Origin of the sequence: Streptomyces sp. NPDC088794, from assembly GCF_044750545.1 — a bacterium.
Lineage (GTDB): Bacteria > Actinomycetota > Actinomycetes > Streptomycetales > Streptomycetaceae > Streptomyces.
Window position 1 is genome coordinate 338,776 of sequence record NZ_JBIVKB010000010.1, and the last position, 25,439, is coordinate 364,214.

The window sequence follows — 25,439 nt, forward strand, 5'->3', positions numbered from 1 at the left end:
AGAGCGAGGTATGTCATGCCTACGTCGAAACCGAGTCGGCGGACTGTTCTTGGTGGGGCCGCAGCCGCTGTTGCGCTCACCGCCGTACCGCTTCCTCCCCAATCCGCGCACGCCGCCGGAAGCTCGGCCGCCGCCCCCTCCTACCGCTGGCGCAACGCAGTGATCGGCGGTACCGGATTCGTCACCGGTGTGCTCTTCCACCCCTCCGTCCGCGGGCTCGCCTACGCCCGTACCGACATCGGCGGGGCCTACCGCTGGGACGAACGGGCCGCCCGCTGGACCCCGTTGACCGACCATCTCGGCTGGGACGACTGGAACCTCCTCGGCGTCGAGGCCCTCGCCATCGACCCCCTCCATCCGAACCGGCTCTACCTCGCCGTCGGCACCTACGCCCAGTCCTGGGCCGGCAACGGAGCCGTCCTGCGGTCCGACGACCGTGGCGCCACCTGGACCCGTAGCGACCTCACCGTGAAGCTCGGCGCCAACGAGGACGGACGTGGGGCGGGTGAGCGGCTGCTCGTCGACCCGCGCGACAGCGACACCCTGTGGCTCGGCACCCGGCACGACGGGCTGCTCAAGTCGACCGACCGGGGCGCCACTTGGGCAGCCGTCAGCGACTTTCCGGCAACCCCGAGCGGCTCCGGCCAGGGCATCACCTTCCTCGTCGCCGTCGGCCGTGCCGTCTACGCCGGCTGGGGCGACGGCACCGGCGGCACGAGCAACCTGTTTCGCACCGCCGCCAGCACCGCAGGCGGGACCACCTGGGAAGCCGTCCCCGCGCAGCCCACCGGCGCCTCCGCCAAGGTGCCGATCCGGGCCGCCTACGACGCGCACACCCGCGAGCTGTACGTGTCGTACGCCGACGCGCCCGGGCCGAACGGGCAGGCCGACGGCAGTGTGCACAGGTTCGCTCCCGCCACCGGCCGATGGACGGACGTCACCCCCGTCCGGCCCGGCGGCAGCGACACCTTCGGCTACGGCGGGGTCGCCGTCGACGCCCGTCGCCCCGGCACCGTCGTCGTCTCCACCAACAACCGCTGGGCGGCCGTCGACACCCTGTACCGGACCACCGACGGCGGTCGCACCTGGACGTCCCTCAAGGACGCCGCTGTCTTCGACGTGTCCGAGACTCCTTTCCTCAAGTGGGGTGCCGAGCAGCCCAAGTTCGGCTGGTGGATCCAGGCCGTCGCCGTCGACCCGTACGACTCCCGGCATGTGGTGTACGGGACCGGGGCCACGCTCTACGGCACGCGGGATCTGAAGCACTGGGCGCCGCAGATCCGTGGCCTGGAGGAGACGTCCGTGATCAAGCTGGTGTCGCCCCCGGTCGGGGAGGCGCACCTGCTGAGCGGCTCGGGGGACATCGGCGTGCTGTACCACGAGCGGCTCACGGCCTCGCCCTCCCGCGGCATGGCGACGAACCCCGTGTTCGGGTCGGCGACAGGACTCGCGCAGGCCGCGGGCAGGCCGGCGTACGTGGTGCGCACCGGCTGGGGCGACAACGGCAACGGTGCCCACTCGGGCGACGGCGGCCGGACCTGGGCGCCCTTCGCCGCCCAGCCCTCCCTCGCCCATGACGCACCGGGGCCGATCGCCACCAACGCCGACGGCAGCGTGCTGCTGTGGTCCTTCGTGCACTGGGACGGCACGAAGTACGCAGCCCACCGCTCGGCCGACAACGGCACGACCTGGACCGAGATCTCCTCCTTCCCGAAGGGCGCCACGCCGGTCGCCGACCCGGCCGACCCGACGCTCTTCTACGCGTACGACACCGATACAGGAACGCTACGTGCCAGCACTGACAGTGGCCTCTCGTTCACCGAGCGTGCGGGTGGACTGCCGGCCGGGGACAGCCAGTTCCAGCTGGTCGCGGCGCCGGGTCGGTCCGGTGACCTGTGGCTGAGCGTCAAGTGGAACGGGCTGTACCGGTCCGTCGACGGTGGCGCGAGCTTCACCAAGGTCGCCAGCTGCTGGGCCTCGTACACCCTCGGCTTCGGGAAGGCCGCCGACGGTGCGGACTATCCGGCGATCTATCAGGTCGGGTCGACCGAGACCATCACCGCCGTCTATCGGTCCGACGACGAGGCGAAGACCTGGGTGCGGATCAATGACGACCGGCACCAGTGGGGCTGGACCGGGCAGGCCATCACCGGTGACCCGCGCGTGTACGGCCGTGTCTACCTCGCCACCAACGGGCGCGGCATCCAGTACGGGGAGCGGATCTGATGCCCCGGCTCAGCGACACGACCCGTGGGCGCATCCTCTTCGGCGGGGACTACAACCCCGAGCAGTGGCCCGAGGAGACCTGGCACGAGGACGTCCGGCTGATGAAGGACGCCGGCGTCAATTCCGTGACCCTCGGCGTCTTTTCGTGGGCCAGGCTCGAACCCCGGCCGGGGGAGCGGGACTTCGGCTGGCTGGACCGGCTGATGGATCTGATGCACGGCAGCGGGATCGGGGTCGTGCTCGCCACTCCCACCTCCTCGCCACCGCCCTGGCTCGGCCGACTCCACCCCGAGTCCCTGCCTCGTGACGAGGACGGCCGGACCGAATGGTGGGGTGGCCGCCAGCACTTCTCGCACTCCAGCGCCGCATACCGCGGCCGGGCCGCCGCCATCACCGAGGACCTCGCGGCCCGTTACGCCGACCACCCCGCCCTCACCCTGTGGCACATCAACAACGAGTACTGCACCTACGACTGGGGCGACGAGGCCGCCGCCCGCTTCCGCGGCTGGCTGGGGGAGAGGTACGGCAGCCTCGACGCCCTCAACTCCGCCTGGGGAACGGCCTTCTGGAGCCAGGGCTACGGGGACTGGGCCGAGGTGCTGCCGCCCCGGCACGCGCACTACCTCAAGAACCCCACCCAGGTGCTGGACTTCAAGCGGTTCACGTCCGACATGCTCCTGGAGTGCTACGCCGCCGAGCGGGACATCGTGCGGCGCCACACCCCGCACATCCCCGTCACCACCAACTTCATGCCGCTGTGGACCGGGCAGGACGCGTGGCGGTGGGCGGGGGAGGAGGACGTCGTCTCCGTCGACCTCTATCCCGACCCGCGTGACCCGTTCGGCGCCCAACACGCGGCCCTGGTCCAGGACATGACCCGCTCCCAGGCGCGCGGCCCCTGGATGCTGATGGAGCAGGCGGCCGGCCCGGTCAACTGGCGGGGCGTCAACCACCCCAAACCGCGTGGCCTCAACCGCCTCTGGTCCCTCCAGGCCGTCGCCCGCGGCGCCGACGCCGTCTGCTACTTCCAGTGGCGCCAGTCCCGGCAGGGCGCGGAGAAGTTCCACTCGGGGATGGTCAGTCATGCGGGGGAGGAGGGCCGGACCTTCCAAGAGGTCAAGCGGCTCGGCGCCGAACTCGCGGCGATCGGCGCTCACGTGACGGACAGTCACCTCACCGCTGACATCGCCGTCCTGCACGACTGGCACTCCTGGTGGGCCGGCGCCCACGAGGGCCGCCTCTCCACCCGCGTCGACTACACCGACGTCCTCACCTCCTGGCACCGCGCCCTCTGGCAGTCCCACCTCACCACCGACTTCGCCCACCCCGAGCACGACCTGAGCCCGTACAAGCTGGTCGTCGTCCCCCAGCTCTACGCCCTCACGGACCCGGCGATCGACAACCTCCTCGCCTACGTCCGCGCCGGCGGCACCCTCGTCTCCGGCTTCCTGACCGGCGTCGCCGACCAGGACGACCGCGTACGCCCCGGCGGCATGGATCCCCGGTTCCGCGAACTCCTCGGCATCCGCACCCTGCACGAGTGGTGGCCTCTGGACGAAGGGGAGTTCGTGGAGACCGACCGCTTCCGCGGGATCCTGTGGTCGGAGGAGATCGAGGCCGCCGGGAGCGTCGAGGTCGAGGCCACGTACAAGGGCGGCGAACTCGACGGGCTTCCCGCGGTTCTGCGCAACGGCCGTGCCTGGTACGTCTCCACGCTCCCCGAGCCCGACGCGCTGCGCGCACTCCTCGCCCGGATCGCGGCCGACGCGGGCGCCCGCCCCGTCCTCGACGGACTGCCCGACCGGGTCGAGGCCGTGCGCCGTGGCGACCTGCTCTTCCTGCTCCACCACGGCCGCGAGTCCGTGTCCGTCGAGCTCCCGGGCACCCACCATGACCTGCTCACGGGCGCGTCGTTCACGGACGAAATCACCCTCGGCCGCTACGGCGTGATGGTGTTGCGCTCATGACCCTCACGCACGGAACCTGGGAGCCCCGGCCCGCCACCCGCTGGGAGGACGGCTTCCTCAGTGGCAACGGCCACCACGGCATCCTCCTGTTCGGCGAACCGAACGACGAGCGGGTAGTCGTCACCCATCACACCCTGGTCCGCCCCAACGGCGCCGAACACGCCCGCCCGCCCCACCTCGCCGACCGACTCCCCGCCCTCCAGGACAGCTTGCTGGCAGGCGACCTGCACGCGGCCGAGTCCTTCACCGACGGGCGCGAGTTGCAGTGGGTGCAGCCTTTCCATCCGGCCTTCCAGATTCGGCTGCGCACCACGCCCGACGCGTTCAACAGGCCGGGTGCGCCCGGCTACCGCCGCTCCGTCGACTTCACCACCGGCGTCACCGAGACCGCATACGAGGGCCACCGCAGCCGCGTCTTCGTGTCCCGCGCCGACGACGTGATCGTCCAGCACGTCGTCGGGCGCGACCTGGACATCACCCTCGACCACCGCCTCCCGGGCGCACCCGCCGGGCTCGCCGTCGGAAACGGCGCGGTGCTCGTGCCTGAGGGCGCCCTGCTCACCCTGCGCGTCCGCTACCCGGGGAGCGAGACGGCGTACACCGGAGCGACCCTGATCGTGGCCACGGGCGGCCGAACCCAGCTCACCCCGCCGGGTGTTCGGGTCTCCGGCGCGGACTCGGTACTGCTGCTGACCCGCGTGGCGCGGCACACCGGCGAGCCGGACACCGAGCCCCTCACCCGCGCCCTGCGCGACCTGTTCCTGGACGCCAAGGACCTGGACACCGGGAATTCGGACGCCAACGACCTGCATGCCAACGACCCACACGCCAACGACCCGCACGCCGACGACCCCTACACCCACCTCCTGAACCGCCACACCACCCTCCACCGCACCGCCTACACCCGCGTCACCCTCGACCTCCACGCGGACCCCGCCGAACGCGCCCTGCCCGGCTCCGAGTTGCTCACTCACCCGGACAGCCCCGCCCTCCTTGAGCGCCTCTTCGCCGCAGGCCGCTACCACCTGCTCTCCGCGAGCGGTCTCCTCCCGCCCCGGCTGACCGGGCTCTGGACCGGCGAATGGGACACGGCCTGGTCCGGTGCCTTCACCAACGACGCCAACCTCAACCTCCAGACCGCCTCCGCCGCATCAGCCGGCCTGCCCGAAGTGACCGAGGCCCTCGCCTCCCTGATCCACGGTCAGCTCGACGACTGGGCCGAGAACGCCCGTACGGTCTTCGGCGCCCGAGGCGTCGTCGCCCCCGCCCACACCGACGGCGAGTCCGGGCTGTCGTACCACTTCAGCCGCGAATACCCCCTCCACCTGTGGACCGCCGGCGCCGACTGGCTGCTGAAGCCGCTCGTCGACCACGACGAGACGCGCGGCGCCCGAGACCCGCGTACCGCTGCCGCGCTCGCCGAAGTCGCCCGGTTCTACGAGGACTTCCTCAGTCGGACGGACGGGGAGGGGCAGTTGGTCGTCGTGCCGTCCTACTCGCCCGAGAACCGGCCCGCGAACGGGAGTTGGGGCGCGATCGACGCGGCGATGGACCTGTCCGCCGCCCGGCACGCCCTGCTGACCGCGGCCGACTACCACCCGGGCCCCGACGCCGACCGCTGGCGGGCGCTCGCCGACCGTCTGCCGCCGCACCGTGTCAACTCCGATGGCGCCCTCGCCGAATGGGCCCACCCGGGCCTCGACGACAGCTACGACCACCGGCACCTCAGCCACCTCTACGGTGTCTGGCCGCTCGACGAGATCACCCCGTACGACACCCCCGAACTCGCGGCCGCCGCCCACCGCGCGCTTGAACTGCGCGGCGCCGAGAACGACTCCGCGCACGGGCATCTGCATCACGCCCTGATCGCCGCCCGGTTGCGCGACGGGGACCGGGTCGCGCACGCACTCGGGCAGGTCCTCAAGGGCGACTTCTTCCACAACTCCCTGATGAGCGCGCACTACCCGAACCGGGACGTCTACAACGCGGACGCGGCGCACACCCTGCCCGCGGTGCTCGTCGAGACGCTCGTGCAGTCGACGCCGGACCGGCTGGTCCTGCTGCCGGCGCTCCCGGCGACGTACCCGGAAGGCGAACTCCTGGGCGTCCGCTCCCGGTTCGGGGCCGTGCTCGATCTGACCTGGAGCCCGAACGAAGCGACCGTGCGGCTGCGCCCCACCCGCAGCCGCCGTGTCGAACTCCGGACTTCCGCCGGCGCGGAGCCGCTCGATCTCGTCGCCGGCGAAGACCGCGTCCTCACCCTGAGGGCGTGGTGATCCGCGCAGTTCCCCCCACCCATGGAAGGGACACCATGGCAACACGCACGCTCGGCAGGATCACCATGGCGCTGCTGGCCCCGGCCCTCGCGCTCGGCGCCACCGTCGGACTGGCCTCCGCCCCCGCCTCGGCCGCCGTCTGGAGCTCCTGCGACCAGTGGGGCAACACCTCGCTGAACGGCTACACGCTCTACAACAACATCTGGGGTTCGGGCGCCGGCAGCCAGTGCATCTGGGCCAACTCCGGTACCAACTGGGGTGTCAACGCCAACCACCCCAACACCGGCGGCATCAAGTCCTACCCCAACGCCAAGAAGGTGATCAACAAGTCGATCACCGCGCTCGGTTCGCTGTCCAGCAGCTACAACGTCTCCGTGCCGTCGTCCGGCGCGTACAACACGTCGTACGACATCTGGGACACCAACTACGACTACGAGATCATGCTCTGGATGAACAAGACGGGTGCCGTCGGACCGCTCGGCACCTCGCAGGGCACCCTCACGCTGGGCGGCCACACCTGGACCGTCTACAAGGGCAACAACGGCGCCAACGAGGTGTTCTCCTTCATCCGCACCTCCAACTCCAGCTCCGGCACGGTCAACGTCCTGCCGATCCTGAAGTGGATCAAGGACACCAAGGGCTGGTTCGGCAACGTGACCATCGGGGACGTGCAGTTCGGCTTCGAGATCACGTCCTCCTCCGGCGGCCTGAACTTCACCGTCAACAGCGAGAGCGTCACCAGTAGTTGATCCGCAGTTGTTGATCGCCGGATGGCCGGTCCCTTCCCCACGGGACCGGCCACCCCCGCGTCTACTCCGCCACCGGCAGCCGCGCCCCGTCCCGCAGGAACAGCGGGATGCGGTCGAGCGGGGCCTCGACCGTCACGGCCGCGCCGCCCTCGTACGTCTCACCGGTCCACGCGTCCGTCCAGGTCGCGCCCGCCGGGAGGTACGTCGTGCGGGCCGTGGCGCCGGCGGTCAGGACCGGGGCGACCAGCAGGTCCCGGCCGAAGAGATAGGCGTCGTCGACCGTCCAGGTCGCCCGGTCGTCCGGGAACTCCAGGAACAGCGGGCGCATCGTCGGCAGCCCCTCCTCGTGGGCCTCCCGCATCACCTCCAGGACGTACGGCTTCAGGCGCTCGCGCAGGCGCAGGTACTTCGCCAGGATCGGGGTGGTCTCCTCGCCGTACGACCAGACCTCGTTGGGGCCGCCGGTCATGTCGGGGCCCAGCTCCATGCCGGGGTCGCGGAAGCCGTGCAGGCGCATCAGCGGGGACAGCGCGCCGAACTGGAACCAGCGGACCATCACTTCGCGGTACGCGGGGTCGTCCGGGTCGCCGCCGTGGAAGCCGCCGATGTCCGTGTTCCACCAAGGGATGCCGGACAGGGCCGTGTTGAGGCCGGCCGCGATCTGGCGGCGCAGGGTCGCGAAGTCGGTGCCGATGTCGCCGGACCACAGGGCGGCGCCGTAGCGCTGACTGCCCGCCCAGGCTGAGCGGTTGAGGGTGATGATCTCGTCGTCCGGAGTGCCGGCGGCCAGCAGACCCTCGTGGAAGGTGCGGGAGTTCTCGGCGGGGTAGCTGTTGCCGACCTCCAGGCCCGGGCCCGTCCAGTACCGCAGGTTCTCCTGGAACCCGGGCTTCAGCTCCGGCTCGCAGGCGTCCAGCCAGAAGGCCGTGATGCCGTACGGGTCGAGGTAGTTCTCCTTCACCTTCGACCACACGAACTCCCTGGCCTCCGGGTTCGTGGCGTCGTAGAAGGCGACCTGCACGGTGGAGGCGACGCCCTTGTCGGGCCAGTCCGCGTGTGCCATCGGACCGTACTGTGTGCCGATGAGGTAGCCGCGCTGCTCCAGCACCGGGTGGTTCTCCGACAGCGGCGACACCGACGGCCAGAAGCTGACCACCAACTTGATGCCCAGGTCGGCCAGTTCACGGACCATCGCGCCCGGGTCGGGCCACTCGGACAGGTCGAACTTCCAGTCGCCCAGGTGCGTCCAGTGGAAGAAGTCGCAGACGATCGCCGAGATCGGCAGCCCGCGCCGCTTGTACTCCCGTGCCACGGCGAGGAGTTCGTCCTGCGTGCGGTAGCGCAGCTTGCACTGCCAGAAGCCGGCCGCCCACTCCGGCAGCATCGGCGTACGGCCCGTCGCCGCGCTGTAGCGGCGCTGACCGTCCGCCGGGGCGCCCGCGGTGATCCAGTAGTCGATCTGCCGGGCCGAATCGGCCACCCAGCGCGTGCCGTTGCGGGCCAGCTCCACGCGACCGATCGCCGGGTTGTTCCACAGCAGGGTGTAGCCGCGACTGGAGGAGAGCACCGGTATGGAGACCTCGGCGTTGCGCTGCACCAGGTCGAGGACCAGGCCCTTCTGGTCCAACTGCCCGTGCTGGTGCTGCCCCAGACCGAACAGCTTCTCGTCGTCGTAGGCCGCGAACCGCTGCTCCAGACGGTGGTGGCCGTTGCCGACGGCCGTGTACAGGCGCGAGCCCGGCCACCAGAAGTGCGCCCGCTCCTCGGCGAGGATCTCCACGCGGTCGTCCGTGCGCAGGAAGCGGATCAGCCCCTCGGCATCCACCTCCACGGTGAGCGCGCCGACGGTCAACTGCCCCTGTCCGCCCTCTATTTTGACGGTGTACGACGCCGGCGGCGCGTCCGCGAGCAGCGCGCCCGGCAGTCCGTCCAGGACGGGACCGCCGAGCCGGGCCCGGACCCGGACGGCATCCGGCCCCCACGGCTCGATGCGCAGCGTCTCCTGGCGGCCGCTCCACTCCAGCGCGCCGTCCCGCTCGCGGAAGGTGCCGACGGTGGGGGACGACTGCGCGAGGCTCACCGCGCCGGTCGGGGGCTGGTTTTCGGCAGGCTGATTCACGAGGAGTGCTCCTGGAGGAAAGCGGACAGGGGTGACCCGCACCGGCACCGGGAAACTGGGACGTGGAACCTGGAGCGTGCGACCTGGAACGGGGCGTGTCAGGACGTCGACGGGGCCGGACCCGTACTGGACCGCACCGTCAACTCCGGTGCGATCAGCACGACTTCGTCCTTGCCGTGGCCGTCCAGCTTGGCGACCAGGTGCTCCACCGCGTGCCGGCCCATCTCCTGCGCGGGGATGGCGACCGACGACAGCCGCACCGAGGCCTGCACGGCGACCTGTTCCGGGCAGATCGCGACCACCGACACGTCCTCCGGCACGGCCCGGCCCTGCCCGCGCAGCAGGGCGAGCAGCGGCTCCACCGCCGACTCGTTCTGCACGACGAAGCCCGTGGTGCCCGGGCGCTCGTCGAGGATGCGGGCGAGGGTGAGCGCCATCGCGTCGTACCCGCCCCCGCACGGCCGGTGCAGCAGTCGTACGCCCAACTCCTGGGCCCGCGACCGCAGTCCGTCGAGGGTGCGCTCGGCGAAGCCGGTGTGCCGCTCGTAGACCGCGGGGGCCTCGCCGATGACAGCGATGTCGCGGTGGCCGAGCGTCGCCAGATGCTCGACGCACAGCGCGCCCGTCGCCTTGAAGTCGAGGTCCACGCAGGTCAGTTCGGTGGTGTCGGCGGGCAGCCCGATCAGCACGGCCGGCTGGTCGGTGCCGCGCAGCAACGGCAGCCGCTCGTCGTCGAGTTCGACGTCCATCAGGATCATGCCGTCGGCGAGCCCGCTGCCGGTGACCCGGCGCACCGCGTCCGGACCTTCCTCGCCGGTCAGCAGCAAGACGTCGTAACCGTGTGTCCGGGCCGTGGTGGCGACCGCGATGGCGATCTCCATCATCACCGGCACGTACATGTCGGTGCGCAGCGGGATCATCAGCGCGATGATGTTCGACTTGCTGCTGGCCAGGGCGCGTGCGCCCGCGTTCGGGTGGTACCCCAGCTCGCGGATGCTCTGCTCGACCCGCAGCCGGGTGGTCACGGAGATGGACCGCTTCCCGCTGAGGACATAGCTCACCGTGCTCGCCGAGACTCCGGCGTGCTGGGCGACCTCGGCGAGGGTGACCATCCAGCTCTCCAAGCGGTGTGAAGCGCTTCGACAGTGCGCATTACGAACAGGGGCGGGTGAGGATGGTTCGACATTAGCTTCGGCGCGGGTGGGTGTCCATAGGTTGTCGAAGCGCTTCGACAGCTTTTCTCGAACCGATGCTCCACGAGTTGGGGGCCGTGCCCCGACGCGTACCCGAACCGTCCCCCGGACGGACCCCCGGCGCAACACTTCAATCCGTCGGACGGCTGCGCGAAGGGTGGTGGGGTCGCCCGGAATCGGGTACTAACGATCGGGTAGCACCCGTCGGTAACCAACTGGTCCGAGGTCCCGATTCGCGGCGAGGTGACCCTCATGTCCGCACCATCCAGCGATTCCCCCGTCAAGGCCACCGTCTCCGAACGCGAGGCCCGCCAGGTGGCGGAGGCCGCCCGGGAGCAGGAGTGGCGCAAGCCCAGTTTCGCCAAGGAGCTCTTCCTCGGCCGCTTCCGGCTCGACCTGGTCCACCCGCACCCCACCCCCGCCGCCGAGGACGCCCAGCGCGGCGAGGAGTTCCTCGCCAAGCTCCGCGACTTCTGCGAGACGAAGGTGGACGCGGCACTCATCGAGCGCGAGGCCAGAATCCCCGACGAGGTCATCGGCGGGCTCAAGGAACTCGGCGCCCTCGGGATGAAGATCGACACCAAGTACGGCGGGCTCGGCCTCACCCAGGTGTACTACAACAAGGCGCTCGCGCTGGCCGGCTCCGCCTGCCCGGCGATCGGTGTGCTGCTGTCGGCGCATCAGTCCATCGGCGTACCGCAGCCGCTGAAGATGTTCGGCACGGCCGAGCAGAAGGAGGCCTTCCTCCCGCGCTGCGCCCGCACCGACATCAGCGCCTTCCTGCTCACCGAGCCCGACGTCGGCTCCGACCCGGCCCGCCTCGCCACCAGCGCGGTGCGCGACGGGGACGACTACGTCCTGGACGGCGTGAAGCTGTGGACCACCAACGGCGTCGTCGCCGACCTGCTGGTCGTGATGGCCCGAGTACCGAGGACCGAGGGCGGCAAGGGCGGCATCACCGCCTTCGTCGTGGAGACCAACTCGCCCGGCATCACCGTCGAGAACCGCAACGCCTTCATGGGCCTGCGCGGCATCGAGAACGGCGTCACCCGCTTCCACCAGGTGCGGGTGCCGGCCGCCAACCGCATCGGCCCCGAGGGCGCCGGCCTCAAGATCGCCCTCACCACCCTCAACACCGGCCGCCTCTCGCTGCCCGCGTCCTGCGTGGCGGCCGGCAAGTGGTGCCTGAAGATCGCCCGTGAGTGGTCCGCGGCGCGCGAGCAGTGGGGCAAGCCGATCGCCGACCACGAGGCCGTCGGCGCGAAGATCTCCTTCATCGCGGCGACCACCTTCGCCCTGGAGGCGGTCCTGGACCTGTCCTCGCAGATGGCCGACGAGGACCGCAACGACATCCGCATCGAGGGCGCGCTCGCCAAGCTCTACGCCTCCGAGATGGGCTGGCTCATCGCCGACGAACTCGTCCAGATCCGCGGCGGCCGCGGCTTCGAGACGGCGGCCTCCCTGGCCGCCCGCGGCGAGCGAGCGGTCCCGGCCGAACAGGTGCTGCGCGACCTGCGGATCAACCGCATCTTCGAGGGCTCGACCGAGATCATGCACCTGCTGATCGCGCGCGAGGCGGTCGACGCCCACCTCTCCGTGGCCGGCGACCTCATCGACCCCGACAAGTCCCTTGCGGACAAGGCGAAGGCGGGCGCGAACGCGGGCGTCTTCTACGCCAAGTGGCTGCCGAAGCTGGTCGCGGGACCGGGCCAACTGCCCAACTCGTACAGCGAGTTCAAGCGTGAGGTGGACCTCTCCCCGCACCTTCGCTACGTCGAGCGCACCGCCCGCAAACTCGCCCGCTCCACCTTCTACGCCATGTCCCGCTGGCAGGGCCGGATGGAGACCAAGCAGAGCTTCCTGGGCCGGATCGTCGACATCGGCGCGGAACTCTTCGCGATGAGCGCGGCCTGCGTACGGGCCGAACTCCTGCGCAGCCAGGGCGAGAACGGCCGCGAGGCCTACCAACTCGCCGACGCCTTCTGCCGCCAGTCCCGGCTGCGCGTCGAGGAACTCTTCGGCCGCCTGTGGAGCAACACCGACACCGTCGACCGCAAGGTGGTCAAGGGCGTCATGGCGGGCACGTACGAGTGGCTGGAGAAGGGGATCGTCGATCCGTCGGGCGAGGGGCCGTGGATCGCGGACGCGACCCCCGGACCCTCGAAGACCGAGAACGTGCACCGACCGGTGACGTAGTCGGTCTAGCAGTACTTGTCGCTCGGATCCCGCGTCGTCCAGGAGCAGGAGTCGACCTTCGAGCCGGTCGACTTGGTCAGCGTGGCGGTGTCGCTGGTGTTGTTCCAGACGTACGCGCCGCGGCCCTGGTACTTGTTCGACGCGGTGTCCGTGCCCTTGCCGGTGTGCACCTTCATGTACTTGCCGGCGCCGATCTTGATGTTCTTGAAGACGTACTTGTGGCTCGACGTGTCCTTCAGGATCCAGCCCTTGAGCGAGATCGCCGAGCGGCTGGTGTTCTTGATCTGCACCCATTCGCCGTTCAGGCTCGCGTTCGAGCGGTTGTCCGAGCCCGGGCTGTCGAACCAGACGTGGTAGACGATCACTCCGCCGGCGGCTTCGGCGGGTGAGCTGAGCAGGGTGCCGGTGAGTACGGCGGCGCCCGCGATCGCGGGCAGAGCGGCGCGTATCCGCATGGAAATCCCCCAAGAATCCCAAGAAATTCGTCCCCCCGACCGATTTCACCCCCGGTCGGTAGAGCAGTGCTATCACACGATCTTCACTCGGGCTTCACAAAGGGGGTTTCTGCTTCATTCGGCACAGGAAGCGACAAGCCACCCGCGCGAGGGACGCGCTGTCCTCCTGGCGGTGCGATGCGGCCACAATGGGGGGATGAGCGACAGTCCAGCCCCCCTCGCCGATCCGCACCTCGTCTACGACCCGGTCGCGGGCGGCGGACCGAAGGACGTGGTGATCCTCGGATCCACGGGGTCGATCGGCACCCAGGCCATCGACCTAGTACTGCGCAATCCCGACCGGTTCCGCGTCACCGGCCTCTCCGCCAACGGCGGCCGGGTCGCCCTCCTCGCCGAGCAGGCGCACCGGCTGCGGGTACGGACCGTCGCGGTGGCCCGCGAGGACGTCGTACCGTCCCTGCGCGAGGCGCTGACCGGCCTGTACGGCGCGGGTGAGCCGCTCCCCGAGATCCTCGCGGGACCGGAGGCGGCCACCCACCTCGCCGCCTCCGACTGCCACACGGTCCTCAACGGCATCACGGGCTCCATCGGCCTCGCCCCGACCCTCGCCGCCCTGGAGGCGGGCCGCACCCTCGCGCTCGCCAACAAGGAGTCGCTCATCGTCGGCGGCCCGCTGGTCAAGGCGCTGGCCAAGCCCGGACAGATCATCCCGGTCGACTCCGAGCACGCGGCCCTGTTCCAGGCGCTGGCCGCCGGCACCCGCTCCGACGTGCGCAAGCTCGTCGTCACCGCGTCCGGCGGCCCCTTCCGCGGCCGTACGAAGTCCGAACTGGCGGACGTCACCGTCGAGGACGCCCTCGCCCACCCCACCTGGGCGATGGGCCCGGTGATCACGATCAACTCGGCGACCCTGGTCAACAAGGGCCTCGAGGTCATCGAGGCGCACCTCCTCTACGACATTCCCTTCGACCGCATTGAGGTCGTCGTGCACCCCCAGTCGTATGTCCACTCGATGATTGAGTTCACGGACGGATCGACGATCGCCCAGGCGACGCCCCCCGACATGCGCGGGCCCATCGCCATCGGGCTCGGCTGGCCGGAGCGGGTTCCGGACGCGGCCCCCGCCTTCGACTGGAGCAAGGCCTCGACGTGGGAGTTCTTCCCCCTGGACAATGAGGCGTTCCCCTCGGTGAACCTCGCCCGGCACGTGGGTGAGCTCGCGGGCACCGCCCCGGCGGTGTTCAATGCGGCCAACGAGGAGTGCGTGGAGGCGTTCCGCGGCGGCGCACTGCCGTTCAACGCAATCATTGGGACCGTGACAAGAGTGGTCGAGGAACACGGCACCCCCGGCGCGGGAACTTCACTCACCGTGTCGGACGTCCTCGAAGCGGAGACCTGGGCACGGGCCCGGGCCCGGGAACTGACAGCGCAGACGGCGACCGCGGAGGCGCGTGCATGACGAGCTTGATGATGATCCTCGGCATAGTCGTCTTCGCGTTCGGCCTGTTGGTCTCGATCGCGTGGCACGAACTGGGGCACCTGTCCACGGCCAAGCTCTTCGGCATCAGGGTGCCGCAGTACATGGTCGGCTTCGGACCGACGCTGTGGTCACGCAAGAAGGGCGACACCGAGTACGGGTTCAAGGCCATCCCGTTCGGCGGCTACATCCGCATGATCGGCATGTTCCCGCCCGGACCCGACGGCCGCCTGGAGGCCCGCTCCACCTCGCCCTGGCGCGGCATGATCGAGGACGCCCGCTCGGCCGCCTTCGAGGAGCTGCGGCCCGGCGACGAGAGCCGCCTGTTCTACACGCGCGCCCCCTGGAAGCGCGTCATCGTCATGTTCGCGGGCCCGTTCATGAACCTGATCCTGGCGGTGGCGCTCTTCCTCACCGTCCTGATGGGCTTCGGCATCGCCCAGCAGACCACCACGGTCAGCTCGGTCTCCCAGTGCGTGATCTCGCAGAGCGAGAACCGCGACAACTGCACGTCGGGCGACCCGGCCTCGCCGGCCGCGGCGGCGGGCCTCAAGCCCGGCGACAAGATCGTCTCCTTCGCCGGAGTGCGCACGGACGACTGGAACAGGCTCTCCGACCTGATCCGCGCCAACCCCGGCAAGGACGTCGCGATCGTGGTCTCGCGCGACGGCAAGGAGGTCACCCTCCACGCGACGATCGCCACCAACCAGGTCGCCCAGAAGGACTCCAGCGGCCAGATCGTCCAGGGCAAGTACGTCAGCGCAGGCTTCCTCGGCTTCAGCGCGGCCACCGGCGTCGTCAAGCAGGACTTCGGCGACTCGGTGACCTGGATGGGCGACCGGGTCGGTGACGCCGTCGACTCCATCGTCGCGCTGCCCGGCAAGATCCCCGCCCTGTGGGACGCGGCCTTCGGCGGCGGCGAGCGTGCCGACGACTCCCCGATGGGCGTGGTCGGCGCGGCCCGGGTGGGCGGCGAGATCTTCACCCTGGACATCCCGGCGAGCCAGCAGCTGGCGATGTTCGTCATGCTGGTGGCCGGCTTCAACCTCTCCCTGTTCCTGTTCAACATGCTCCCGCTGCTGCCCCTGGACGGCGGCCATGTCGCGGGTGCCCTGTGGGAGTCCCTGCGCCGCCACACGGCCAGGCTGCTGCGCCGCCCGGACCCCGGTCCGTTCGACGTGGCGAAGCTGATGCCGGTGGCGTACGTGGTGGCGGGCATCTTCGTCTGCTTCACGCTGCTCGTGCTGGTGGCGGACGTGGTTAACCCGGTGAAAATCTCGTAGCCACTACTGGTTCGCAACGGCCCGGCATCCTTTCTGCCGGGCCGTTCTCCATCGGGTGGGTTTACCAGCGGGATGTGCCTGGCCCTCTGTGGGTGACGTAATCTCAAAGCCTGGAGCCCGTTGTTCCGGGACCGGGGCCTTGATCCACGACTTGGGGTTGCACAGCAGATGACTGCGATTTCTCTCGGCATGCCGTCCGTTCCGACCAGGCTCGCCGAGCGCCGCAAGAGCCGGCAGATCCAGGTCGGTACCGTGGCGGTGGGCGGCGACGCCCCCGTGTCGGTGCAGTCGATGACGACCACGCGTACGTCCGACATCGGCGCGACCCTCCAGCAGATCGCCGAGCTCACCGCGTCCGGCTGCCAGATCGTCCGGGTGGCCTGCCCGACGCAGGACGACGCGGACGCCCTGTCGACGATCGCCCGCAAGTCGCAGATCCCGGTGATCGCGGACATCCACTTCCAGCCGAAGTACGTGTTCGCGGCGATCGAGGCGGGCTGCGCCGCGGTCCGGGTGAACCCCGGCAACATCAAGCAGTTCGACGACAAGGTGAAGGAGATCGCGCGGGCCGCGAAGGACCACGGCACCCCGATCCGCATCGGCGTGAACGCGGGCTCGCTGGACGCTCGACTGCTGAAGAAGTACGGCAAGGCGACCCCCGAGGCGCTCGCCGAATCCGCCCTCTGGGAGGCGTCCCTCTTCGAGGAGCACGACTTCCGGGACATCAAGATCTCGGTCAAGCACAACGACCCGGTCATCATGGTCGAGGCCTACCGCCAGCTCGCCGCCCAGTGCGACTACCCGCTGCACCTCGGCGTGACGGAGGCGGGCCCGGCGTTCCAGGGCACGATCAAGTCGGCGGTGGCCTTCGGTGCGCTGCTCAGCCAGGGCATCGGCGACACGATCCGCGTCTCCCTCTCCGCGCCGCCGGTGGAGGAGGTCAAGGTCGGCAACCAGATCCTGGAGTCCCTCAACCTCAGGCAGCGCGGCCTGGAGATCGTCTCCTGCCCGTCCTGCGGCCGCGCCCAGGTCGACGTCTACAAGCTGGCCGAGGAAGTCACCGCCGGCCTCACCGGCATGGAGGTCCCCCTCCGCGTCGCCGTCATGGGCTGCGTGGTGAACGGCCCCGGCGAGGCCCGAGAGGCCGACCTCGGCGTCGCCTCCGGCAACGGCAAGGGCCAGATCTTCGTCAAGGGCGAGGTCATCAAGACCGTCCCCGAGTCCAAGATCGTCGAGACCCTCATCGAGGAGGCCATGAAGCTGGCCGAACAGATGGAAGCAGACGGAATCGCCTCGGGCGAGCCGTCGGTTTCGGTGGCGGGCTGAGGGTTTGTGCGGGCGGGGACCTGAGGGCTGTTGCCGAGGGTGACCTGGCGGTCGTTGTCGGCAGCGGCCGGAGCGGTTTTCGTGGCCGGATCGATGCCGGTCCGCATCGCTCTACCCGTCCGGTCTTCGGCGGCGGCCACTCACCATCCCGAGCCCCCACCCACCCGCAGGGGACGGCAACATCTCAAACGCCGGGTCCGCATCTTCCAGCCCGTCCGGCGTTTGAGGACGAGGCCGTTCAGGCCGATAGCGGGGGTCTGGGGGCGGCAGCCCCCAGACGACGGTACGGACACCAACCCCGGCCGCAGAAAGATCCCGCACAAAAACAGGGGCGGCACTGCTCAGCTTCCGCAGGTACAGTGCGCAGATCAGCAGAACCCTCAGGGTGAGGCCCCGCACGTGTTGACCCAGACCACCTCCCGAGTGCTCGAACCGAGTGACCTGGAAGCGGCGCTCGCAGTTCTGGACCGCGAGCCCGTCGCGAACGCCTTCGTGACGTCGCGCGTCCAGATCGCCGGCCTCGACCCCTGGCGACTCGGCGGCGAGATGTGGGGCTTCTACGAGGACGGCATGCTGACGTCCCTCTGCTACGCGGGCGCCAACCTGGTCCCGATCTGCGCGACCCCCAAGGCCGTACGGTCCTTCGCGGACCGCGCCCGCCGGGCCGGCCGCCGCTGCTCCTCGGTCGTCGGCCCCGCCGAGGCCGTCTCCCAGCTGTGGCGGCTCCTCGAACCGAGCTGGGGCCCGGCCCGTGAGGTCCGCTCCCGCCAGCCCCTCATGGTCGCCGACCGCATGCCCACGGACATCGCCCCGGATCCCTACGTCCGCCGCATCCGCAAGGACGAGATGGACACGATCATGCCGGCCTGCGTGGCGATGTTCACCGAGGAGGTCGGCGTCTCCCCGCTGGCCGGTGACGGCGGCCTCCTCTACCAGGCCCGGGTCGCCGAACTCGTAGGCGCGGGCCGCTCGTTCGCCCGCGTCGACGAACACGGCAAGGTCGTCTTCAAGGCCGAGATCGGCGCGGCGACCTCGCAGGCGTGCCAGATCCAGGGCGTATGGGTGGCCCCCGAATACCGGGGGAGAGGCGTGGCGGCACCGGGCATGGCGGCGGTCCTGCGCTACGCCCTCGCGGACGTGGCCCCCTTGGTGAGCCTGTACGTGAACGACTTCAACACCCCGGCGAGGCGGACGTACCACCGCGTGGGCTTCCAGGAGATCGGCGCCTTCATGAGCGTCCTGTTCTAGTTCACGAGCGTCGCCTTCCAGCCAACCCGGCGGCAACGCCCCAGGAGCGCGGGGCTGTGTCGATTTTCGGCTCCGCCGCGTGAGCGCGAGCAACCACAACAAGCCCGCACCCGGCATACGACCGACACCCCCTGTACCCTCCCCGCATGGACCTCGTCATCGGCCCCCTCGACCTCTCAGCCCACGTCGACGAGGCCCTGGCCGTCCAGGCCGTCGCCTTCGGACTCGGCGCGGACGAGGTAGCCGTACGCCGCCAGATCGTCCTCCGCCACATGACCCACCCCGGCGCAAGGGCCCTCGGCGCGACCGTCGGACGACACCTCGTCGGGTTCGTGTACGGAATGCCCAACAACCGCGGCCACTGGTGGTCCACCGTCGTCGAGCCCTACCTCCACGAGCAGGGCCACGACAACTGGCTCGACGACTCCTTCGTGATCACCGAGCTGCACGTCCACCCGGGCCACCAGAACCGCGGCATCGGCCGCTCCCTGATCACGACGATCACGGACACCGCCGCCGAGCCCCGCTCGATCCTCTCCGCGATCGACACCGACAGCCCGGCCCGCGGCCTCTACCACTCCCTCGGCTACCAGGACCTGGCCCGCCGCGTCCTCTTCCCGAGCGCCCCGAAGCCGTACGCGGTCATGGGCGCCCCCCTCCCGCTCCTCCGCCGCTAACCGATTTCCACCCCCACAGCGCGCCCGGCTAACCTCCTAGCCATCACCCTTTTCCGGCAGGAGTACGAGAACCATGGCGAACGCACCGGTCCAGCGCATGTCCCAGTTGATGGCGAAGACGCTGCGCGACGACCCGGCGGACGCCGAGGTCCTCAGTCACAAACTCCTCGTCCGGGCCGGCTACGTCCGCCGCACTGCGGCCGGCATCTGGTCCTGGCTGCCGCTCGGCAAGAAGGTGCTGTCCAACGTCGAGCGGATCGTCCGTGAGGAGATGGACGCGATCGGCGCCCAGGAGGTGCTGCTCCCCGCGATCCTGCCCCGCGAGCCGTACGAGGCGACCGGCCGCTGGGACGAGTACGGCCCCGAGCTGTTCCGCCTCCAGGACCGCAAGGGCGGCGACTACCTGCTCGGCCCGACCCACGAGGAGATCTTCACCCTGCTGGTGAAGGACCAGGCGTCCTCCTACAAGGACCTGCCGGTCATCCTCTACCAGATCCAGAACAAGTACCGCGACGAGGCCCGCCCGCGGGCCGGCATCCTGCGCGGCCGCGAGTTCCTGATGAAGGACTCCTACTCCTTCGACACGGAGGACGAGGGCCTCGCCAAGTCCTACGCCCTGCACCGCGAGGCCTACCAGCGCGTCTTCGAGCGCCTCGGCCTCGACTACCGCATCTGCGCCGCCACCGCCGGCGCGATGGGCGGCTCCAAGTCGGAGGAGTTCCTCGCCCCCGCCGAGGCCGGCGAGGACACCTTCGCGGACTGCCCCAACTGCGACTTCGCGGCCAACACCGAAGCGATCACGTATGAGTTGACGTCCGTGGACGCGACCGGCGTGCCCGCCCTCGAAGAGATCCCCACCCCCGACACCCCCACCATCGAGACCCTCGCCGCCCACCTCGGCGTCGAGGCCTCCGCCACCCTGAAGAACCTCCTGGTGAAGGTCGACGGCGAGATCGTCGCCGTCGGTGTGCCCGGTGACCGCGAGGTCGACCTCGGCAAGGTCGAGGCCCACTTCGCCCCCGCCACCGTCGAATTGGTGACGGCGGAGGACTTCACCGGCCGTCCCGACCTGGTGCGCGGCTACGTCGGTCCGCAGGGCCGGGGCGAGAAGGTCACGTACATCGCCGACCCGCGCGTGGCCCCTGGCACGTCCTGGATCACGGGTGCCAACAAGGAGCACACGCACGCCAAGAACGTCGTCGCCGGGCGGGACTTCGAGGTCGACGCGTACGTCGACGTCGTGGTCGTGCAGGAGGGCGACCCCTGCCCCAAGTGCGGCACCGGCCTCAAGCTCGACCGCGCCATCGAGATCGGCCACATCTTCCAGCTGGGCCGCAAGTACGCCGACGCCCTCAAGCTCGACGTCCTGGGCCAGCACGGCAAGCCGGTCCGCGTCACCATGGGCTCCTACGGCATCGGCGTCTCCCGCGCGGTCGCGGCCCTCGCCGAGCAGACCGCCGACGAGCACGGCCTGGTCTGGCCCCGCGAGGTCGCCCCGGCCGACGTGCACGTCGTCGCGGCCGGCAAGGCCCTCCAGATCGAACTCGCCCTCGACGTCTCCGAGAAGCTGCGCGCGGCCGGTCTGCGTGTCCTGGTCGACGACCGCGCCGGCGTCTCCCCGGGTGTGAAGTTCACGGACGCCGAACTCATCGGCGTACCGCAGATTTTGGTGGCGGGCCGTCGGTCCGCCGAGGGTGTCCTGGAGCTGAAGGACCGCAAGTCCGGTGAGCGCGAGGAGTTGACGGTGGACGAGGCGATCGCCCGTCTCACCGTCTGACGCCCTGATTTAAGGCACCTCTCAGGGAGTTCTTCCGGGGCGTATGGGCGCCTCACAGACTTCTCTCAGGCAGTTCCCCGACCGTAGTGGGTGACACAGAGTCACCAGGGAGGGGAACGGCCATGAACAGCAGGGAACGAGGTGCCGCGGCCGCGGTCCGCAGAGGGGCCCGGCGCACGGCGGCGACAGCGGCGGCGGTCACTCTCGCGGCCGCCGCCGGGATGTTCGCGCTCATCGGCACGATGGACACGGACACGAGCGCGTCCTCGACGAACACGACCACGAGCAGCGACAGCAGTAGCAGTACGACGGACTCGTCGACGTCGAGCAGCTCCTCCAACGGCGGCTCGTCGACGGACAGTTCGTCGAGCGACAGCTCGTCCTCGACCGACAACTCCTCATCGAGCAGTTCGTCCTCCAGCGGGGGCCTCACCTCCTCCAGCGGCGGCTCCACCGACTCCACGTCGGGAGCGTCGTGATGACCACCGCCCCGCGCATCACCGCGGACACCGCCCCGCGCATCACCGCGGACACCGCCCCGCGCACCACGGCCGCCACCGAATGGCGTGCCCTCGGCACCCGCGTCCGTCTGGTCGTCACCGAACCCGCCCTGCTCGACTCCTGCAACCTGCTGCTCGCCCGGCACCTCGCCGAGGTGGACGCGGCCTGCAGCCGCTTCCGCGCCGACTCCGAACTCGCCGCCCTCGACACCACCGACGGCCGCCCGGTCCGGGTCAGCCCGTTGCTCGCCCAGGCCCTCGAAGTCGCCCTGCGCGCCGCCAAGTCGACCGACGGAACCGTCGACCCCACGGTCGGCTCGGCGATGGAAGCGATCGGCTACGACCGCGACTTCACCCTCGTCCAGGAAGACGATCGGCCCCTCCGGCTCACCGTGCGGCGGGCCCCGGGCTGGCGCACGGTGAGCCTGGACCGCGCCACGGACACGGTCACCGTCCCGGCGGGCGTCCGCCTCGACCTGGGCGCGACCGCCAAGGCCTGGGCCGCCGACCGGGCCGCCACGATGCTCGCGCAGGCGGCCGGCTGCGGAGTGCTGGTGAGCCTCGGCGGCGACACGGCCGTCGCGGGCCGGGCTCCGGCGGGCGGCTGGCAGATCCGCGTCCAGGACGTGACCGGAGCGGTCGACGAGACGCCCGCGCAGGGGCCGTACGCCACGGTCGGCCTGCACTCCGGCGGCCTCGCCACCTCGGGCACGGCCGCTCGCAACTGGCGCCGGAGCGGCCACGACCTCCACCACATCGTCGACCCGCGCACCGGCCTCCCGGTCCGCTCCCCGTGGCGCACGGTCTCGGTCGCCGCGGACACCTGCGCGGACGCGAACGCGGCGACCACGGCGGCCCTGGTGAAGGGCGCGGGGGCGGAGCGCTGGCTGACCCGACTGGGCCTGCCCGCACGGCTGGTGGCACACAGCGGGGCGGTCGTCACGACACCCGGCTGGCCCACGGAAGCCGCCGGCCTGGAGGCCGCCGCGTGAGCTCCGAGATCCTCTGGTACGCCAACCGCGCCACCGGCGCCGTCTGCCTGGTCCTCTTCACGGTCGTCGTCCTGCTCGGGATCGCGGTCCGTCTGCGGACCCGGCTCCCCGGCCTGCCCCGCTTCGGCACGGTCTCCCTCCACCGCAGCCTCTCCCTCTCCGCGATGGTCTTCCTGGCCCTGCACATCGCGTTCGCGGTGATCGACAGCTACGTGGACATCACGGTCGTGGACGTCGTCGTCCCGTTCGCTTCGAACTACCAGCCCCTGTGGCTGGGCCTGGGCACGGTCGCCCTCGACCTGATGCTCGCGGTCGTGGTCACCAGCCTGCTCCGCGCCCGGATGGGCCACCGCGCATGGCGCGCGGTGCACTGGCTCGCGTACGCCTCCTGGCCCGTCGCCCTGATCCACGGCATCGGCATCGGCACGGACACCGGCGCCGACTGGATGACCTGGCTGACCGTCTCCTGCGTGGCCGCGGTCGTCGCCGCCGTCGGCATCCGCCTGGCGCACGCCGCCCGCGCCGCCCGCCGCACCCCCGCCGCCCTGCTGCGCACCGCCGAAGGAGCCCGCTCATGACCGCGACCGTCCCCGACCTGCACATGTCCCCGCGGCTCCTCGCCCCCGGCGGCACCCCGGCCGATCTCGCCACGCACCACCAGCGGTACGGGCCCCTGGCGTACGGCGATCCCGACGGCGTCCTGCGCGCGGTCGCGGAGTCCGGGCTGACCGGGCGCGGGGGAGCGGCGTTCGCGGTGTACCGCAAGCTGGTCGCGGTCGCCGACGCGGGCCGCCGCACCGGCCGTGCCCCGGTGGTCGTCGCCAACGGCGCCGAGGGCGAGCCCGCCAGCCACAAGGACAAGACGCTGCTGCGCCTCTCGCCCCACCTGGTCCTGGACGGACTGCAGATCGCCGCCCAGGCGGTCGGCGCGGACGAGGCCCACCTCGCGGTCGAGGACGGCGCCTCCTACCTGGAGGCCGCACTGGCCCGGCGCGCCGACCCGCTCCGCGTCACCGTCGTACGGGTGCCGAAGCGGTTCCTGTCCGGGCAGTCCTCGGCGCTGGCCCAGTACCTCTCCGGGGCCGCCGCACTGCCGGCCCACCAGGACCCGCCGGTGCGCGAACGCGGGGTGCGCCGGGCGCCCACGCTCGTCCAGAACGTCGAGACCCTGGCCCACCTGGCCCTGGTCGCCCGCTACGGCGCCGACTGGTTCCGCACCGCGGGCACCCCGGCCCAACCCGGCAGCGCCCTGTGCACGGTTCACGTCCCCGGCCGCCAAGTCCGGGTGGTGGAAGCCCCGTTCGGCATGCCGCTCAGCCGCATCATCCCCATGGACGCCACCACATCGGCCATCCTCCTCGGCGGCTACCACGGCACCTGGATCCCGGCCCCCGAAGCAGCCCAACTCCCCCTGGACGCAACCACCATGGGCGCCGGTGTCCTGGCCGCCCTCCCCACCACCCACTGCGGCCTCGCCGAAACCGCCCGCGTCCTGCGCTACTTGGCTCTCCAGTCGGCAGGCCAGTGCGGCCCCTGCCTCAACGGCCTGCCCCGCATGGCCGCCGCGTTCCGGTCCCTGGCCACCCCCGGCCCCCAAGGCACCGCCCGCACCGACATAGCTCGCTGGTCGGGCCTGGTCGAGGGCAGAGGCGCCTGCCACCACCCCGATGGCACGACCCGCCTGGCCCGCAGCGCGCTCACCACGTTCACGGCCGAACTGGACGCCCACGCAAGGGGTTTGTGCACGGCAACCACCCAGACACCCCTGCTGCCAGTCCCTCAGGAGAACTGACATGGACCAACACATCACGGTCGACTGGACGGCGTGCCAAGGGCACGGCTTGTGCGCCGAGTTGCTCCCGGACCACATCACCCTCGACGAATGGGGCTACCCGCTGGTGGAGGGGTCTCCTGTACCGCCCCGCACGGCAAAGCGAGCGCAGAGGGCAGCGGCCGACTGTCCGGTCCTGGCTTTCAAGTTGGCGACGAGGTGACGCCCTGAAGGGGCGCGGGGAACTGCGCGACCAGCCACAACGGGCCCGCAGACGAAACACAACCCCTATAGCCAGCCAGCAAACTCCAGCAACAACTCAGCATCCCTCAACCGCCCCACCCGAAGCGCCCGCACCCCCGACTCAACAGCCCGGAACAACGTCCACCCCCGCAACCGCTCCTGATCAACCTCCAACGACTCAGCAAGCCTCTTGACGCGCCGCCGAGTGGTCGCCGCCCCAGAGGGCGAAGCAATCAAGTCCTCCACCCGATCCCGAACCAACCGCGCAAGATCAAACGCACACTCACCCACCACCGGATCCGGCCCCACCGCCAACCAAGGAGACCGCTCACCCGCCAACACCTTGCTCTGCCGAAACGTCCCGTGCAGCAACCGAACCTCCGGTGGCGCGGCCAACAACTCCTCCCGCGCCACCAGCGCCGCATCGACCAGCGAGACAACCTCCCCGCCGGCCCCCGCTCTCATGGCCTCGGCCTGTCGCCCGGTCCGCTCGGCCACGGTCTCGAACACATGCCCACCCGGCGGCTCGACCCAGAGCCGCCGCAACGCCCCCGCCGCCTCGAGCAACGCCTTCGCCTCCGGCAACGACCGCACGGAAACATCGGGATGCAGCCGCTCCAGCAACAGCACCCCCTCACCCCCGACCTCAGCCCCCTCCAGCAGCTGCACAGCACCCCGCCCACCCCAGTGCGCCAGCGCGACCCGCTCGCTCTCCGGCCGGGCACGGCCCGGCGCCAGCTTGAGCACGGCCGGCGTCCCGTCGGCCCACCGCACCAGCACCACCAGGCTGCTGCGCCCACCGGGCACCTGTACCCGCTCCACGGTCAACTCGCGTAGAGCGACGGCCTGTTGCGCCGCCGCGGGCAGCTTCTCCAACCAGCCGTCACCGTCCGGTGCCGTCTCACCGAGCGCTCTCACCAGACGCTGCGGCGGTTCGAAAGCCATACGCGAGCAGTTCCTTTCC

At 70.7% G+C, this 25,439-nt stretch carries 20 protein-coding genes; 15 read left to right on the forward strand and 5 right to left on the reverse strand.

Annotated elements, in window-relative coordinates; all coding sequences use genetic code 11:
- Positions 1-15: 15 nt before the first annotated feature.
- The 4 genes from ACIP6U_RS27690 to ACIP6U_RS27705 are packed head-to-tail and all read left to right on the forward strand — an operon-like array spanning position 16 to position 7,218.
- Positions 16-2,226 carry a 1,4-beta-glucanase gene (locus ACIP6U_RS27690; RefSeq protein WP_401723002.1) on the forward strand — a complete coding sequence of 737 codons (2,211 nt, stop codon included), beginning with the start codon at positions 16-18 and terminating at the stop codon, positions 2,224-2,226.
- Positions 2,226-4,193 carry a beta-galactosidase gene (locus tag ACIP6U_RS27695; RefSeq protein ID WP_401723004.1) on the forward strand — a complete coding sequence of 656 codons (1,968 nt, stop codon included), beginning with the start codon at positions 2,226-2,228 and terminating at the stop codon, positions 4,191-4,193. The genes ACIP6U_RS27690 and ACIP6U_RS27695 overlap by 1 nt, the downstream gene beginning before the upstream one ends.
- The gene (locus ACIP6U_RS27700) at positions 4,190-6,469 is read left to right on the forward strand and encodes a glycosyl hydrolase family 95 catalytic domain-containing protein (protein ID WP_401723007.1); all 2,280 of its coding nucleotides are present in this window, start codon (positions 4,190-4,192) and stop codon (positions 6,467-6,469) included. Before ACIP6U_RS27695 ends, ACIP6U_RS27700 begins: the two co-directional genes overlap by 4 nt.
- Before the next feature lie 35 nt (positions 6,470-6,504).
- Positions 6,505-7,218: a hypothetical protein gene (locus ACIP6U_RS27705; protein ID WP_401723010.1), complete on the forward strand. Its 714-nt coding sequence runs from the start codon at positions 6,505-6,507 to the stop codon at positions 7,216-7,218.
- 61 nt (positions 7,219-7,279) lie between these two features.
- On the opposite strand, the gene ACIP6U_RS27710 is transcribed toward ACIP6U_RS27705, so the two are convergent.
- Both ACIP6U_RS27710 and ACIP6U_RS27715 read right to left on the reverse strand, forming a co-directional pair.
- Positions 7,280-9,337: a TIM-barrel domain-containing protein gene (locus ACIP6U_RS27710; RefSeq protein ID WP_401723012.1), complete on the reverse strand. Its 2,058-nt coding sequence runs from the start codon at positions 9,335-9,337 to the stop codon at positions 7,280-7,282.
- Between the two features lie 98 nt (positions 9,338-9,435).
- The gene (locus tag ACIP6U_RS27715) at positions 9,436-10,449 is read right to left on the reverse strand and encodes a LacI family DNA-binding transcriptional regulator (RefSeq protein WP_401723015.1); all 1,014 of its coding nucleotides are present in this window, start codon (positions 10,447-10,449) and stop codon (positions 9,436-9,438) included.
- A gap of 333 nt (positions 10,450-10,782) precedes the next feature.
- On the opposite strand from ACIP6U_RS27715, the gene ACIP6U_RS27720 reads away from it, so the two are divergent.
- Positions 10,783-12,726, forward strand: coding sequence for an acyl-CoA dehydrogenase family protein (locus tag ACIP6U_RS27720; protein WP_401723016.1), 1,944 nt, complete (start codon positions 10,783-10,785; stop codon positions 12,724-12,726).
- A 5-nt stretch (positions 12,727-12,731) separates the two neighbouring features.
- Here the strand turns inward: ACIP6U_RS27720 and ACIP6U_RS27725 are convergent, their stop codons facing one another.
- A complete protein-coding gene (locus tag ACIP6U_RS27725; protein ID WP_401723018.1) occupies positions 12,732-13,181 on the reverse strand; it encodes a lamin tail domain-containing protein in 450 nt (149 codons plus the stop codon).
- Positions 13,182-13,377: 196 nt separating this feature from the next.
- Between ACIP6U_RS27725 and dxr the strand changes: the two genes are divergently transcribed.
- From dxr to ACIP6U_RS27755, 6 genes are all read left to right on the forward strand, one after another.
- Complete coding sequence (gene dxr, locus ACIP6U_RS27730; protein ID WP_401723020.1) at positions 13,378-14,640, forward strand: 1-deoxy-D-xylulose-5-phosphate reductoisomerase; 1,263 nt, start codon at positions 13,378-13,380, stop codon at positions 14,638-14,640.
- Between the two features lie 8 nt (positions 14,641-14,648).
- Positions 14,649-15,941: a M50 family metallopeptidase gene (locus tag ACIP6U_RS27735; RefSeq protein WP_401723124.1), complete on the forward strand. Its 1,293-nt coding sequence runs from the start codon at positions 14,649-14,651 to the stop codon at positions 15,939-15,941.
- Positions 15,942-16,109: 168 nt separating this feature from the next.
- Positions 16,110-17,267, forward strand: a complete 1,158-nt coding sequence (gene ispG, locus ACIP6U_RS27740) for a flavodoxin-dependent (E)-4-hydroxy-3-methylbut-2-enyl-diphosphate synthase (RefSeq protein WP_123997368.1) — start codon at positions 16,110-16,112, stop codon at positions 17,265-17,267.
- 399 nt (positions 17,268-17,666) lie between these two features.
- Complete coding sequence (locus ACIP6U_RS27745) at positions 17,667-18,515, forward strand: GNAT family N-acetyltransferase (RefSeq protein WP_401723023.1); 849 nt, start codon at positions 17,667-17,669, stop codon at positions 18,513-18,515.
- A gap of 146 nt (positions 18,516-18,661) precedes the next feature.
- The gene (locus ACIP6U_RS27750) at positions 18,662-19,192 is read left to right on the forward strand and encodes a GNAT family N-acetyltransferase (RefSeq protein ID WP_401723025.1); all 531 of its coding nucleotides are present in this window, start codon (positions 18,662-18,664) and stop codon (positions 19,190-19,192) included.
- 73 nt (positions 19,193-19,265) lie between these two features.
- Positions 19,266-20,969 (forward strand): proline--tRNA ligase, encoded by a 1,704-nt coding sequence (locus tag ACIP6U_RS27755; protein ID WP_401723028.1) that lies wholly within the window; start codon positions 19,266-19,268, stop codon positions 20,967-20,969.
- Between the two features lie 52 nt (positions 20,970-21,021).
- Here ACIP6U_RS27755 and ACIP6U_RS27760 read toward each other — a convergent pair whose 3' ends face one another.
- Entirely contained in the window at positions 21,022-21,432 is a 411-nt protein-coding gene (locus tag ACIP6U_RS27760; RefSeq protein WP_401723030.1) for a hypothetical protein, read from the reverse strand.
- Between the two features lie 15 nt (positions 21,433-21,447).
- Between ACIP6U_RS27760 and ACIP6U_RS27765 the strand changes: the two genes are divergently transcribed.
- From ACIP6U_RS27765 to ACIP6U_RS27780, 4 genes are read left to right on the forward strand one after another with little or no spacing between them, the layout of a single operon-like run.
- A complete protein-coding gene (locus tag ACIP6U_RS27765) occupies positions 21,448-22,461 on the forward strand; it encodes an FAD:protein FMN transferase (protein ID WP_401723033.1) in 1,014 nt (337 codons plus the stop codon).
- A complete protein-coding gene (locus tag ACIP6U_RS27770; protein WP_401723036.1) occupies positions 22,458-23,039 on the forward strand; it encodes a ferric reductase-like transmembrane domain-containing protein in 582 nt (193 codons plus the stop codon). Before ACIP6U_RS27765 ends, ACIP6U_RS27770 begins: the two co-directional genes overlap by 4 nt.
- A complete protein-coding gene (locus tag ACIP6U_RS27775; RefSeq protein WP_401723039.1) occupies positions 23,036-24,253 on the forward strand; it encodes an NADH-ubiquinone oxidoreductase-F iron-sulfur binding region domain-containing protein in 1,218 nt (405 codons plus the stop codon). Before ACIP6U_RS27770 ends, ACIP6U_RS27775 begins: the two co-directional genes overlap by 4 nt.
- A 1-nt stretch (position 24,254) precedes the next feature.
- On the forward strand, positions 24,255-24,455 hold the full coding sequence (locus ACIP6U_RS27780) for a ferredoxin (protein WP_401723042.1): 201 nt from the start codon (positions 24,255-24,257) through the stop codon (positions 24,453-24,455).
- A gap of 65 nt (positions 24,456-24,520) precedes the next feature.
- Here ACIP6U_RS27780 and ACIP6U_RS27785 read toward each other — a convergent pair whose 3' ends face one another.
- On the reverse strand, positions 24,521-25,420 hold the full coding sequence (locus tag ACIP6U_RS27785) for an aminoglycoside phosphotransferase family protein (RefSeq protein WP_401723044.1): 900 nt from the start codon (positions 25,418-25,420) through the stop codon (positions 24,521-24,523).
- Between the last annotated feature and the right edge of the window lie 19 nt (positions 25,421-25,439).